This is a genomic window from Paracoccus sp. Ld10, assembly GCF_045064235.1.
Lineage (GTDB): Bacteria > Pseudomonadota > Alphaproteobacteria > Rhodobacterales > Rhodobacteraceae > Paracoccus.
In genome coordinates, this window is sequence record NZ_JBISHD010000032.1 from 534,202 (window position 1) to 547,302 (window position 13,101).

The following is a 13,101-nucleotide window of genomic DNA, read 5'->3' on the forward strand; positions in this document are numbered from 1 at the left end:
CCCCTGCCCGGTCTACCATGCGATGACGCGATTTTGACGGCGCGTCCCGTCTTGGCAGGCACTTCGGGGCGCGCAATAAGGGCTGCATGGATCTGCAACTGTACCTGACCGCATTCGTCACGCTGTTCGTGGTCATCGACCCGATCGGCCTGACCCCGATCTTCATCGCGCTGACGCCGGGCCAGTCGGGAATGGAACGTCGGCGCATCGGCGCACGGTCGCTGATCATCGCCGCGGTGCTGTTGACGCTGTTCGGACTGACGGGCGACGCGATCCTGTCGGCCATCGGCATCTCCATTTCGGCCTTCCGCATCGCGGGCGGCCTGTTGCTGTTCCTGACCGCGCTGGACATGCTGTTCGAACGCCGCACCGAACGCCGCGAAGGCCAGGCCGAAGGAGAGAACCACGCCGACGATCCGTCCGTCTTTCCCCTGGCCATGCCGTTGCTGGCCGGTCCCGGCGCGCTTGCCACGATGATCCTGCTGGTCGGAGAGAACCGTGGTCTGGGCCATGTCGTCATGGTCCACCTGATGATGCTGAATGTTCTGGGCATCTGCATGGTCCTGTTCGCGCTGGCGACGCCGCTGGCACGCGCGCTTGGGCGGACCGGGGTGATGGTGGTGACGCGGCTGCTAGGCATGCTGCTGGCCGCGCTGTCGGTGCAGTTCGTGATCGACGGGCTGCGCGGATCGGGCCTGTTCGGATGAGCGGCGACGACATCGCCCGCCTGGCCTTTTATGCGATGCTGCTGGTCGTCATCGGCGGCGCGATGCTGTTCGAACTGTCCGGCCGGGGTGGCCGCGCCCTGCGCGCGCTGCTGTTGTGGGCGGTGATCATCGCCGGGCTGGCGGCCGGATACGACTGGTGGCAGCAGACCTATGGCCCCCGTCAGCAGGTGCTGGAGGATGGCACCCGGATAGAGGTTCCCGCAGGGCCCGGCGGCCATTTCCACCTGGAGGCCGTGTTGAACGGCACACCCATCGATTTCATCGTGGACACCGGCGCGACCAGCATCGCGCTTGGCCGCGACGATGCCCGGGCGATCGGGCTGGACCCGGACGCGCTGCGGTTCGGGGGGCAGGCGGTGACAGCCAACGGCCGCGTGGCGACGGCCCCCGTCACAATCGCGGAATTCGCGATCGGCGATGTGGTGGACCGTGACGTGCGGGCGGTGGTGATCGACAGCGCGCTGCAGGACAGCCTGCTGGGCATGTCCTATCTGCGCCGCTTTGCCCGCGTCAGCTTTCAGGGCGACCTGCTGGTTCTGGAACGCTAGCGCGGCGTCGCACCCGACATCTGGCGGATGGTTGCAAAAATCACGTCGATGCCGCGCGCCAGCTGGTCGTAATCGGTCCATTCCTCGGGTGCGTGGGAAATTCCGCCCCGGCTTGGCACAAAGATCAGTCCCGTGGGCGCGAACCCCGCCATGATCATGGCGTCATGCCCCGCGCCGCTGACCATCACCCGGTGCGACACGCCAAGCGTCTCGGCCTGCGCGGACAGCGCGGCGTGGATCTGTTCCGACAGGGGCGTCGGTGGGGCATACAGCTGGCGTTCCACCTGGGCAGTCAGACCGTTGCCCTGCGCATGCGCCACGGCGCCCTGCACCATCTCTATCAGGCGCAGCACGTCCTCTTCGGCGGGGGCGCGCAGATCGACGGTGAAGGTCACCAGATCAGGGATGACATTGGCGCCGCCGGGCAGCACCTCCATCTTGCCGACGGTCAGCACCGACTGTCGCCCGACCTGCCGCGCCAGATCCGGCAACAGCGACAGGATGCCGACCGCGCCGGCCAGCGCATCGCGGCGCTGGTCCATCGGCGTGGTGCCGGCATGGCCCGCCTGACCGCGCACGGTCACGCGCAGTTGCGCCAACCCCACGATGCGATCGACGATGGCAATGTCCTGGCCCTCGGCCTCCAGGACCGGGCCCTGTTCGATATGCAGTTCCAGAAAGGCATGCACCGATCCGGGCAGCAACGCCGCCTGCCCCGCCCGCGCCGGGTCCAGCCCATAGTCAGTCATGGCCTGTGCAGCCGACACGCCCGCATCATCGCACAGATCGTCCAGCACTGCGGGGTCTAGTTGTCCGGTCAGCAGGCGCGACCCGAACAGGCCGCCGCCGAAACGGGTGCCTTCCTCCTCGATCATGGCCACCACCTCGATGGGGCGGTCAGGACGCAGACCCAGATCACGGAACAGAAACGCGGTCTCGATCCCCGCGACGACGCCCGCAGGGCCGTCGAAACGACCGCCATTGGGCACCGAATCCAGATGCGATCCGACCAAGATCGGCGCCAGGTCCGGGCGCGCGCCCTCCAACCGGCCAAAGACGTTGCCGACGGCATCCTCGCGGACCTGCAACCCGGCCTCGACCATGCGGCCGGCCACGAAATTTCGTGCGGCACGATATTCGGGGCTGTAGGTCAGCCGCGTGGTACCCCGACCGGGCGTCGCATTGAAACCATCGATGCCCTCGATCAACGCCTCGATCCGGCGCACATCCGCAAACCCTGTCATCCGATCAGCCCCACGAACAAACCTGCCAGCACGACCGACACCATCGTCACCGTGACAAAGCCCGCGACCAACATCGGCGGCAGCAGATGCGCGGTCAATGCCTCGCGTTCGACGGCGTCGTCGGTCAGCGTGTCGATGACGTCCTTGGTGATGATATAGTCGGCCGGGAACCCGTAAAGCGCGGTCAGCGAACAGGCAAATGCCATCGCGGGTGTGATCCCCAGCAGGCGACCCGTGACCCAGGACGCGACATACATCCCCACCAGCCCGATCGCGATGATCGTCACCAGCGGCACGGCCAGTTGGCCCAGCATTTCAGGCGTGGCACGTTTCAGCCCGTCAAAGATGAACACCATCAGGACCAGCACCGTGAACCCAAAGGCATTGGCCTTGCGCAGCGGCTCACGCTCCAGGAACCCGACCGACGTCGCAACGACGCCGAACACCAGGCACAGCACGAATGGGCTGATGGTGACCACCGGGGCGGCCATTTCCGACACGCCCCAGGCCGCCAGCGCCACGACGCCAAGCCGCAGCATCTTGAAATACGGTGTGTCATAGGCCGCAGGCAGACGTGCGAACAAACGCGGCGGCATTGGCGCGTCACCGGTTTCGGCGACCGGGGCCACGCCCTGCCAGCGACCTGCCCGATGCAGGTCCAGCACGCGCCGCCCCTCGCGCTTCAGCATGATGGCGGTCAGCGGATAGCCCGCAAAGCCCTGCATCACATAGATCAGGATCGCCAGCACCGACAGCGCCTGCAGGCCCGCATCGGCCGCCGCCTGCGACATGATCAGCGACGCCACGACCCCGCCGACCAGCGGCGGCGTCGCAATCACCACCGTCTGCCAGTCCAGTACCGCCACCCCCGCGGTAAACAGCAGCGCCAAGATGCCGCCGATGCCGGACAGTGCCACGACCACCGTGCGCCATTGCCGCGCAAGTTCCGCAAACGACAGCAGCGTGCCCATGTTCGTGATCAGCAGGTACATCGCCAAGAACACGATCGGCGTCTGAAACCCTGCGACCTGAACGATGTCTTCGGGAAAGAACGTCCAATATCCGAACAGGAACAAAATCGCGCAGACAAAAACGGACGGCAGCCACGACCGCGTCCGGGTCGAGACCACATCACCGATCCACAGGATCAGCGCCAGGATGGAAAAGGCCAGCAATTGCGGCATCGGACAACGCCTTTCGAATCAGGATCTGTCAATTGGCGACCTCGTGGCGCAACAGTCGCCGTGCCTGGATCGTGATGGCCGCCACGATTGATCCATCCGGATGTATTGTGCAACGGTCAATCGTCGCATTGATATCGATGCCCCATGCGCCGCCGCGAGGACCTGAATGCAGACCGACGATGCCGATGCGATGCTGGACCGGATGCTGAAGGGCGATCTGTCCGAACTTCTGTCGATCAGCTATGTCGTGCTGGCCAACAATCAGGTGACCAACCGCCATATCGAACGGCTGCACGATATGCCGGTGCAATGCTGGTCGGCACTGCTGGCGACGGTCACCTTTCCCGGCCTGCGGGCGCGCGACCTGATGGCCCTGTTTCCACGTCCGCAGAACACGCTCAGCCGTGCGCTGGCCCTGCTGCAGACGCGCGGCCTGATCGAACAGCGTCCCTGCCCACAGGATGCGCGGGCCAAACGGTTATACCCGACACCTGCGGGGAACGACGTGCTTGCCGTGATCCGCCAGACCGCACGCCAGCGGCAGGAAGAGATTTTCGGCGTCCTTGATGATACCGAACGCGCGACGTTTCTGGCGCTGTGCCACAAGATCGCGGCCGGGCCGAACATGGTCAGGTCGGACGTGATGACCGATCAGCCCAATCGGACGGGGATACCCTTTGACGCGGGTGTGCCGGACGCCAGATCGCCGCGTGACAGCGGTGACAGGGGGTTCAGCTCCGGAAAATAACCCGCGATACAGCCGCGCGGAATGTCATAGGGGATGACCCGCAACCCGTCGACCCGCCGGGCGATTCCATCGTCAGCAGCCGAAGTCAGCGTGATCCGCTGTTCCGCCACCAGCCCTGCGGCCGCCATATCCTCGCGCGCCATCATCACCAGCATACGGTCACCCTCGATCCCGCGCAGTCTGTCGGACATGCCATAGACGGTGGTGTTGAACTGATCGTTCGACCGCAGCGTGATCAGTCGAAAGACACCATCCTGCGTGCCAAGGCCCGTCGCGTCCAAGCTGGCGGGACATGTGAACTGTGCCCTGCCGCTGTCTGTTTGCCAGTCGCGGTTGCGCGCCGGATTGTCACGGTAAAACCCGCCCGGCTGGTTCATGCGGCCTTCGAAATCCTTGAAGTCCTCAGGATAAACCGCCTCGATCAGCGCCCGAATGCGGGCATAGTCGGCGGCCCACCTTGCCCATGGCATCTTGGGATTCGGGTCCAGCGTCGCCGCCGCCATTCGCGCCACGATGACGGTCTCGGACAACAGATGCGGGCTGGCCGGCGTCCGGTTGCCGATCGAGCCGTGAATATGACTAAAGCTGTCCTCGACCGAGACCTGCTGGCTCACGCCCGACTGCATGTCCTGCTCGGCGCGCACCAGACATGGCAGGATCCACGATGCCTTGCCCGGCATCAGATGGGTGCGGTTCAGGCGTGTAGCCACATGCACGGTCAGCGGCATCGACCGCCACGCAGCCGCAACACGGTCGGTATCAGGCACCGCGCGGGCAAGGTTGCCGCCCAACCCCACGAACCCGGTCGCCCGCCCCTCCAGCAATGCCTCGACAAAGGCAGTGGTGTTCCACCCCTCCTCCATCGGCGGCTGGATGTCGAACAGGTCGCGCAGACGATCGTTGGGTGCCAGGTCCGGCTTTTCGGTGATGCCGACGGTGCGCTGACCCTGGACATTGGAATGGCCGCGCACCGGGCTGCATCCTGCCCCCTTGCGGCCGATATTGCCCCGCAGCAACAGCAGATTGACCAGCGTCCCGATCGCGTCAGAGCCATGAACATGCTGCGTCAGACCCATGCCATAGACACCGATCACGGCACGGGACCTGGCATAGATCGCACCGATCCCTTCCATCGCCGCGCGGGTCAGACCGCTGACCTGCTCCAGATCGGACCAGTCGGTCGCATCGACCCAATCCATCCACGCCTGCATGCCATGCGTATGGATGTTCAGAAAATCATGGTCCAGAACGCCACCCTGGCTCCGTTCCAGCGCCAGCACATGCTTGGCGATTCCCGTCAGCGCAGCGATATCACCGCCCGCCTGTACCTGCAGGTACGTGTCCGCGATTTCCGTCGGGGCGCCGATCGTCATCTGCCATGGGCTTTGCGGATTCGCAAACTCCAGCAACCCCTTTTCGCGCAACGGGTTGATGGCGACGATGCAGCAGCCACGTTTCGCGGCCTGTTGCAACGGGTGCAGCATGCGGGGGCTGTTCGTACCGGGGTTCTGACCGATCTGCAGGATCATGTCGCAATTGTCGAAATCGTCAAGCACGCAGGTGCCGACCGGCGATCCAACGACCGTCTTCAGCCCGACCGATGTGGTCTCGTGACACATGTTCGAACTGTCGGGCAGGTTCACGTGACCAAATACCCGCGCGTACAGGCCGTACAGAAAGGACGCCTCCAGACCTGCCTTGCCGGACGCATAGAATGTGACGGCCTTTGGCTCCATCGCGCGCAGACCCTGTCCGATTTCGGTAAAGGCCTCATCCCAGGTCGTCTCCAGATACCGATCGCTGGCCGCGTCATAGCGCAAGGGGTGAGTCAGGCGGCCCGCCATCTCAAGGTCGTATTCCGACCATGTGACCAATTCCGAAACGGTGTGATCCAGAAAGAAGTCCGGGCCACAACGCTCTTTGGTCAGGTCCCACAGGGTCGCCTTGGCACCGTTCTCACAGAACTCCACGACATGCGGGTTTGGAGGTTTGCCCCACGCACAGGACGAACACATCATCCCCCCGGGCTTGTTCTGACGGCGCAAGGTATCCATCGCACCCAGGCCCGGCCTGACCGCGCGGGCCACCTGTGCCATCCCTTGTGCGGAACCCCAACCTCCGACAGGGCCATCATACGAAAATACGCTGTCGTCAGTTTTGGATGGATCGTCGGTCATGTCAGGCTCCTGTCAGGGGAACGGGGGCGGCGCGCCGCCCCCGCAGACGTTCAAGCCGCCGGGACGAACGGGTCAGGCAGACCCGCCAGCAGCTTGTCCGGCGTCATCGGAAAATCGTGCAAACGCACGCCGCAGGCGTTGTAGATCGCGTTCGCGACAGCGCCTGCCGCCCCGCAGATGCCCAATTCGCCCACACCCTTGGCCTGGATCGGTGACGCATGGGGGTCGCGTTCCTCCAGCAGGATCACCTCCATGTCGGGAATGTCTGCATGGACCGGGACGTGATATTCGGCCAGATCGTGGTTCACCAGATGACCGTCACGGCTGTCAAAGGACAGTTCCTCGGTCAGGGCACTGCCGATACCCCAGACCATGCCACCCAGACATTGCGAACGGGCCGTCTTGGCATTCAGAACCCGCCCAAATCCGAACACCCCGGTCATACGACGAATGCGGGTTTCGCCGGTAAAGGCGTTGACCGCGACCTCGCAAAAGAACGCGCCATAGGTGGACTGATTGACCTTCTCCATCAGGTCACCCGGTTCGATCCTGCCGGTGCGGATCAGGTCCTCGGACAGCAGGTCCGTCACGGGCCGCGGTTCTGTCCCCTCGGCCCACGCCATCCCATCCTGCAGCAGCAAATCGTCCGAGGCACACCCAAGCGTCTGCGCCAACGTCGCACGGATCGCCTCGCATGCTCGAAACACCGCGGATCCGGTCGACGATGCGCCCCAACTTCCGCCCGAACCCGCACCCGGCGGCAGGCGGCTGTCGCCCAGACGAACCGTGGTTCGGTCGATGGGCTGCCCCAGCATTTCTGCCGCGACCTGACCCAGAATGGCATAGCTTCCGGTGCCGATATCCGTGTGGTCCGTTTCAACGATCACATGGCCATCGGCCGTCAGCGTGACCCGCGCCTCGGCCTTGGCAAGGATGTTGACGCGCGCAGCAGATGCGACACCCATGCCGATCCACCATTCGCCCTCGCGCCGTGCGCACGGCGTGGAACTGCGCTTGTCCCAGCCAAAGGCGGCGGCGCCCGCGTCCAGTGCCTCAATCAGCCTGCGAGAGGAATAGGGCGTCCCATCTCCGGGGACGGCGTCGGGCAGATTGCGCTTGCGCAATTCGACAGGGTCGATGCCCGTAGCCTCGGCCAATTCGTCCATGGCCACTTCAAGCGCCTGCATGCCGACAGCCTCTCCAGGCGCGCGCACGGACCCGGCAGTCAGGCGCGTGATGTCGGCCTTGCGTACCGCCAAAAGACGATTTTCTCCGGCATAAAGGAATTCGGATGCCTGGGTCACCGGCTCGGAAAAACTTTCTCCGGGCAGGTTCGACACCAACGCCTCGTGCCCGAATGCAGTCAGGCGACCATCGGGACCGCATCCCAGCCGGATGCGCTGTTCGGTCTCGGACCGCCGCATGATCGACTGGAACACCTGCTGACGGCTCATGACGACCCGGACCGGACGGCCCAGATCCTGTGCGGCAAGCGCTGCGGCCACCGCCTCGTGCGAAATGCCCAGCTTTGATCCAAATCCGCCGCCGACATAGGGCGACAGCAACCGCACCCGTTCGGGGTCGATCCCCAGACTGTCGGCCAGCTCAGCAACGTTGAAGCTCAGCATCTGCAGGCTTCCCCACAGGGTCAGATCGTCCCCATCCCATTCCGCAACTGCTGCATGCGGTTCCATCGCAGCACTGACATGGCCGGGCGTCGTCAGTGTCAGATCGACGGAATAGGCAGCCTCACGCATGGCACGATCCAGATCGCCTGCGGTGATCGGATCTGCGCCGGGCTCGGCGTTGGCATCCAGTGGCATGAACGTCGCACCGTCCGACTGATCGTCATAGTCGATGCGCAGCGCCTTGGCAGCCGTCGTGGCCTGTTCGAACGTCTCTGCCACGACCAATGCGACAGGTTGCATGGGAAAATCGACCTTGGAGACGTCCTGTTCGGGTGCCTCTCCTGCGGTTCCTTGTGCCGCGCGGCGCAGCATGCGTTCCGACGAAAAAACGCCCAGAACGCCTGGCATCGCCAGAACCTCCTCGCGGTGAATTCTGGTAACACGGCCCGTGCTGATCGTCGCGCCAACCAGAACGCCTTCGGCACAGTTCGGTCGAGCGTATTCCGCAGCATAGGTCGCAGTTCCCGCCACTTTCAGCGGCCCTTCGGGTCGGTCCAGCGGTTTGCCGATCACGCCCTGTCGGGTCCTGTCCAGCATGTCACGGGTATCGGGGGTGTCATAGGTATCGCTCATGGTCATTCCCCCGTGGCTTCCGCCAGCACCGCAGCAAGCGCGCGGCGAGCCAGCGTGATCTTGAAATCGTTATGGCCTTGGCCGCGCGCATCCTCCAGCAGCAGGTCAGCCGCCTTGTCGAACAGCGCCGGCGTGGCGCGTTCGCCCACCAGCAGCGTCTCTATGCGCTCATCCGTCCATGGCTTGTGGGCGATGCTGCCAAAGGCCATCTGCGCGGCGCCGATGCGGTCACCGTCCATGCGGATCGCGGCCGCGACGGATACCAGCGCAAAGGCATAGGACGCACGGTCACGCACCTTGCGGTACAGCTGGCGCCCACCGATCGGCGCTGGCAGGCGGATCGCGGTGATCACCTCGCCTGCGTTCAGCACGTTGTCACGCGACGGGTCATCACCCGGCAGACGGTGGAAATCACGCATCGCAATCTCGCGCGTGCCCTGCGGACCCTCGGTCTCGACCATGGCGCGCAGTGCCGACAGGGCCACGGCCATGTCTCCGGGATAGGTTGCAATGCAGGCGTCAGATGCACCAAGGATCGCATGGTTGCGGTTCACCCCACCCTGCGCCGCGCAGCCGGTTCCCGGTTCGCGTTTGTTGCAGGGCGACCGCCCGTCCATGAAATAGCCACACCGCGTCCGCTGGCACAGATTGCCGCCCATCGTCGCCTTGTTGCGCAACTGTGGGCTGGCACCGGCCAGAATGGCCCGCGACAACAGCGGCCAATCGGCACGGATCTGCGGATGCGCCGCGCAGTCGGAATTGCTGACCAAGGCGCCGATGCGCAGGCCATCGCCCACGGGGGCAATGTCGTTCAGGCCGACGCGGTTGATGTCCAGCAGGGCGTCGGGCGTTGCGACCTCCAACTTCATCAGGTCCAGCAGGTTGGTGCCGCCTGCGATGAACATCGCGGGGCTGCCGACGGCCTGTGCCAGATCGCCCGCGCGGTCGTATTCGAATGCCTTCATTGGGCGGCCTCCGTCTGGGACATGGCGTCGCGAATGGCGGCCAGGATATTGTCATAGGCACCACAGCGGCACAGGTTGCCACTCATCCGTTCGCGGATTTCGGCATCGGCCACGGCGGGTTTGTCGGCGGGATCGGCGGTGACGGCACTGGGCCAACCCTGACGGATCTCTTCGATCATGGCAGTGGCGGAACAGATCTGGCCGGGGGTGCAATAGCCGCACTGGAACCCGTCATGGTCGACAAACGCCGCCTGCAGGGTCGACAGCGCATCAGGGGTGCCGATCCCCTCGATGGTGGTGATCTCATCCTCGTCATGCATGACCGCCAGCGTCAGGCAGGAGTTGATGCGCCGACCATTGACGATCACGGTGCACGCGCCGCATTGGCCGTGGTCGCAACCCTTTTTCGTGCCGGTCAGCCCAAGGTCCAGACGCAGGACATCAAGCAGACTACGGCGAGGGTCGCCGTGATATTCGTGGGATTGGCCGTTGACGGACAACCTGGCGGCGGGGCGTTTTGCCATTGGGGGCTCCTTGGACCGCGGTGCTGGGTCCAAGGCAACGTGGTCCGGGCCAGCCGGTTCCCCCTATCGCGCGACGGTCACGCCACCAGCGCCGTGGCGTTCCGCCGCGCCCGGTTCTGGGCGATCATCGCACAGATCAGCAGCTGCGCCATGTGATAGATCAGCAGCGGCAGGACCGTTGCCCCGACGGTTTCGGCCGGGAACAGTGCGGTGGCGATGGGCAGGCCCGTCGCCAGGCTTTTCGTCGACCCGCAAAAAAACAGGACGATCCGATCCTCGACCGGCAGGCCGAACACCCGGCCAGCCCCCACCATCAGGCTGAACACACAGGCCAGCAGGACCAGCATCACCGCGATCAGCGCGATCAGTGCGGTGGGCGGGATCGTGGCCCACAGGCCGGACACCGTGCCCGCGCTGAAGGCGGAATAAACGATCAGCAGGATCGCGCCGCGGTCGACCACCAGGGTCAGCATCTTGCGGTTGCGCACGAACGCGCCGACCCACGGGCGCAGGATCTGACCCAGAACAAACGGCAGCAGGATCTGCGTGCCGATGCGCAGCACCGCGTCCAGGCTGACGCCGCCCTCTCCGGTCTGCAGCAGCAGCGCGACCAGCGCGGGTGTCAACGCCACGCCGATCAGGTTCGACAGCGACGCCGCACAGATCGCCGCAGGCACATTGCCCCCCGCCATCGACACGAACGCGATCGAGCTTTGGATCGTCGAGGGCAGCACCGCCAGGAACACCAGCCCCAAGGTGACCTGTGGCCCTAGCAGATCGCCAAAGATCAACGCAAATGCCATGCCCAGCACCGGGATCATCAGATAGGTCGCCGCGAATGTCAGCCCCTGCAGCCGCCAGTTCAGCAGCCCCGCCCGAACAGATGCCGGATCCAGCTTGGCCCCGTACAGAAAGAACAGCAGCGCCACCGCCCAATAGGTCACCTGACCCAGGGCATCCGCCGCCACGCCGCGCGCCGGCAGCATCAGCCCCACCATGACCGTTCCCAGCAGCATCAGCATGTAGCTGTCGATGCCGATGCGTTTCAGAAATCCCATGTCCGTCTCCTTACAGGCCGATGGCCATGCCGTCCTTGCGACTGTCCGACCCGCCCTCCAGCAGACCGTCCCCGATGCGGATCGCCTGCGACCCGCCCATCGGGCCGGTCAGACGCCGGATCATGTGACCCCGCGCGGCCAGATCGTCGCAGATGTCCTGCGGCAGGGTCGGTTCGACCTGCAGGACGCCTTCGGTGGCAAAGGTCCGCGGTTCGTCCATCGCCGCCTGCAGCGACAGGCCGCGGTCGATCACCGCCGACAGGAACGCCGCATGCCCCGCCGCCTGATAATGGCCGCCCATCACCCCGAACGGCATGACGGTACGCCCGCCCTGCGTGACCATGCCGGGAATGATGGTGTGCATCGGACGCTTGCGCGGGCCGATGGCGTTCGGATGGCCGGGGATCAGCCGGAACGACGCGCCCCGGCTCTGGAACAGCACACCGGTCGCGGGGTCGAGCCGCCCAGACCCGAATCCGTGAAAGATCGAATTGATAAACGACACTGCGTTCCCCAGCGCGTCCACGACGCACAGATAAATGGTGTCCTTGTGTTCGGGTTCGTCCCACAGGGCCGGTGCCTGGGCGCGGGTCATGTCGATGCGCGCGCGCAGGGCGGCGATGGCCTCGTCCGACAGCAACCGGTCGGTCAGCCCCGCGCAATGGTCCGCATCGCCCAGCAGTTCGTCGCGGTGGTGATACGCCAGCTTGGTCGCCTCGGCGTGGACATGGATGCGGTCGGCGGGCGCCAGCGCGGCCATGTCGAACCCCTCGATGATCTTCAAGATCAACAGGGCGGCCAGCCCCTGTCCGTTCGGCGGGCATTCGTGGACGTCGAACCCGCGATAGCTGGCACAGATCGGGTCGACCCATTCGGCCCCGTCCGTCGCCTCCGCGAAATCCTGTTCAGTGTGCAGCCCGCCAAGGGACCGCAGATGCGCGACCATGCGCGCGCCGGTGTCGCCCTGATAGAACGCGGCAGGCCCGTGGTCCGCGATCTCCTCCAGTCGGTCGGCCAGCAGGGGTTGGGCAAAGCGCGTGCCGGCCGTGGGCACGGGCAGGAAATGCGCCGCTGCATGCGGATCGGCCGCAACGGTGGCCTGCCCCTCAGCCCAGTCCTGGGCCACGCGGGGGGTGATCGGAAAACCGTCGCGGGCATGGCCGATGGCGTCGCGGAACAGCCGCGACAGCGGCAGGCTGCCCAGATCCGCATGCAACCGGCACCACGCGGAAATCGCGCCGGGCACAGTCACCGCATGGGCGCTGGACTGTGGGATCGTGTCGGTCAGCCCCGCGGCCCGCAATGCGTCGATGGTCGCGGCGGCCGGTGCGCGCCCAGACCCGTTCAGCGCCCGCACCGGCCCGTTCGCAGGCGCGTACAGTGCAAAACAATCGCCACCCATCCCGGTCATCAACGGGTCGACCACCGCCTGCACGGCGCTGGCGGCGATGGCGGCGTCGACCGCGTTCCCGCCCTCGGCCAGAACGGCCAGTCCCGCGGCGCTGGCCAACGGGTGCGACGTGGCGACCATCGCGCGTCCGGACAGGGTGGACGGCCTGCGGCCCGACAGGAAATCGAATGCGGTCATGGGAATGGCTCTCCGGCGTGGAATCACATGGTCAAGCGGTTCCGCTATGTATACATGTTGTGGGCACAAGAATACA

11 protein-coding genes are annotated in these 13,101 nt (G+C 65.3%); 3 read left to right on the plus strand and 8 right to left on the minus strand.

Going from position 1 to position 13,101, the window contains the following annotated elements:
- Window positions 1–86: 86 nt before the first annotated feature.
- Together ACJJVR_RS16420 and ACJJVR_RS16425 are read left to right on the plus strand one after the other, a co-directional pair.
- Window positions 87–707, plus strand: a complete 621-nt coding sequence (locus ACJJVR_RS16420) for a MarC family protein (protein ID WP_405406172.1) — start codon at window positions 87–89, stop codon at window positions 705–707.
- On the plus strand, window positions 704–1,276 hold the full coding sequence (locus tag ACJJVR_RS16425) for a TIGR02281 family clan AA aspartic protease (RefSeq protein ID WP_405406174.1): 573 nt from the start codon (window positions 704–706) through the stop codon (window positions 1,274–1,276). The genes ACJJVR_RS16420 and ACJJVR_RS16425 overlap by 4 nt, the downstream gene beginning before the upstream one ends.
- Here the strand turns inward: ACJJVR_RS16425 and ACJJVR_RS16430 are convergent.
- Together ACJJVR_RS16430 and ACJJVR_RS16435 are read right to left on the minus strand one after the other, a co-directional pair.
- Window positions 1,273–2,520: a Zn-dependent hydrolase gene (locus ACJJVR_RS16430; RefSeq protein ID WP_405406176.1), complete on the minus strand. Its 1,248-nt coding sequence runs from the start codon at window positions 2,518–2,520 to the stop codon at window positions 1,273–1,275. The genes ACJJVR_RS16425 and ACJJVR_RS16430 overlap by 4 nt on opposite strands.
- A complete protein-coding gene (locus tag ACJJVR_RS16435) occupies window positions 2,517–3,704 on the minus strand; it encodes a hypothetical protein (protein WP_405406177.1) in 1,188 nt (395 codons plus the stop codon). The genes ACJJVR_RS16430 and ACJJVR_RS16435 overlap by 4 nt, the downstream gene beginning before the upstream one ends.
- A 166-nt stretch (window positions 3,705–3,870) precedes the next feature.
- Here ACJJVR_RS16435 and ACJJVR_RS16440 point away from each other — a divergent pair, with 166 nt between their 5' ends.
- Entirely contained in the window at window positions 3,871–4,452 is a 582-nt protein-coding gene (locus ACJJVR_RS16440) for a MarR family winged helix-turn-helix transcriptional regulator (RefSeq protein WP_405406178.1), read from the plus strand.
- On the opposite strand, the gene ACJJVR_RS16445 is transcribed toward ACJJVR_RS16440, so the two are convergent.
- From ACJJVR_RS16445 to ACJJVR_RS16470, 6 genes are all read right to left on the minus strand, one after another.
- Window positions 4,356–6,629: an FdhF/YdeP family oxidoreductase gene (locus ACJJVR_RS16445; protein ID WP_405406180.1), complete on the minus strand. Its 2,274-nt coding sequence runs from the start codon at window positions 6,627–6,629 to the stop codon at window positions 4,356–4,358. The genes ACJJVR_RS16440 and ACJJVR_RS16445 overlap by 97 nt on opposite strands.
- 50 nt (window positions 6,630–6,679) lie before the next feature.
- Window positions 6,680–8,896 (minus strand): molybdopterin cofactor-binding domain-containing protein, encoded by a 2,217-nt coding sequence (locus tag ACJJVR_RS16450; protein WP_405406182.1) that lies wholly within the window; start codon window positions 8,894–8,896, stop codon window positions 6,680–6,682.
- Complete coding sequence (locus ACJJVR_RS16455) at window positions 8,893–9,855, minus strand: FAD binding domain-containing protein (protein ID WP_405406183.1); 963 nt, start codon at window positions 9,853–9,855, stop codon at window positions 8,893–8,895. The genes ACJJVR_RS16450 and ACJJVR_RS16455 overlap by 4 nt, the downstream gene beginning before the upstream one ends.
- Window positions 9,852–10,379, minus strand: a complete 528-nt coding sequence (locus tag ACJJVR_RS16460; protein WP_405406184.1) for a 2Fe-2S iron-sulfur cluster-binding protein — start codon at window positions 10,377–10,379, stop codon at window positions 9,852–9,854. The genes ACJJVR_RS16455 and ACJJVR_RS16460 overlap by 4 nt, the downstream gene beginning before the upstream one ends.
- Window positions 10,380–10,456: 77 nt before the next feature.
- Window positions 10,457–11,437, minus strand: coding sequence for a bile acid:sodium symporter family protein (locus tag ACJJVR_RS16465; protein ID WP_405406186.1), 981 nt, complete (start codon window positions 11,435–11,437; stop codon window positions 10,457–10,459).
- Window positions 11,438–11,447: 10 nt separating this feature from the next.
- Window positions 11,448–13,025, minus strand: a complete 1,578-nt coding sequence (locus ACJJVR_RS16470) for a gamma-glutamyltransferase family protein (RefSeq protein ID WP_405406188.1) — start codon at window positions 13,023–13,025, stop codon at window positions 11,448–11,450.
- Window positions 13,026–13,101 lie beyond the last annotated feature (76 nt).

Coding starts and splice junctions, on each gene's coding strand:
- ACJJVR_RS16445 (WP_405406180.1), bottom strand. CDS start 6,629: ATGACCGACGATCCATCCAAAACTGACGACAGCGTATTTTCGTATGAT.
- ACJJVR_RS16460 (WP_405406184.1), bottom strand. CDS start 10,379: ATGGCAAAACGCCCCGCCGCCAGGTTGTCCGTCAACGGCCAATCCCAC.
- ACJJVR_RS16435 (WP_405406177.1), bottom strand. CDS start 3,704: ATGCCGCAATTGCTGGCCTTTTCCATCCTGGCGCTGATCCTGTGGATC.
- ACJJVR_RS16465 (WP_405406186.1), bottom strand. CDS start 11,437: ATGGGATTTCTGAAACGCATCGGCATCGACAGCTACATGCTGATGCTG.
- ACJJVR_RS16470 (WP_405406188.1), bottom strand. CDS start 13,025: ATGACCGCATTCGATTTCCTGTCGGGCCGCAGGCCGTCCACCCTGTCC.
- ACJJVR_RS16455 (WP_405406183.1), bottom strand. CDS start 9,855: ATGAAGGCATTCGAATACGACCGCGCGGGCGATCTGGCACAGGCCGTC.
- ACJJVR_RS16425 (WP_405406174.1), top strand. CDS start 704: ATGAGCGGCGACGACATCGCCCGCCTGGCCTTTTATGCGATGCTGCTG.
- ACJJVR_RS16420 (WP_405406172.1), top strand. CDS start 87: ATGGATCTGCAACTGTACCTGACCGCATTCGTCACGCTGTTCGTGGTC.
- ACJJVR_RS16440 (WP_405406178.1), top strand. CDS start 3,871: ATGCAGACCGACGATGCCGATGCGATGCTGGACCGGATGCTGAAGGGC.
- ACJJVR_RS16430 (WP_405406176.1), bottom strand. CDS start 2,520: ATGACAGGGTTTGCGGATGTGCGCCGGATCGAGGCGTTGATCGAGGGC.
- ACJJVR_RS16450 (WP_405406182.1), bottom strand. CDS start 8,896: ATGACCATGAGCGATACCTATGACACCCCCGATACCCGTGACATGCTG.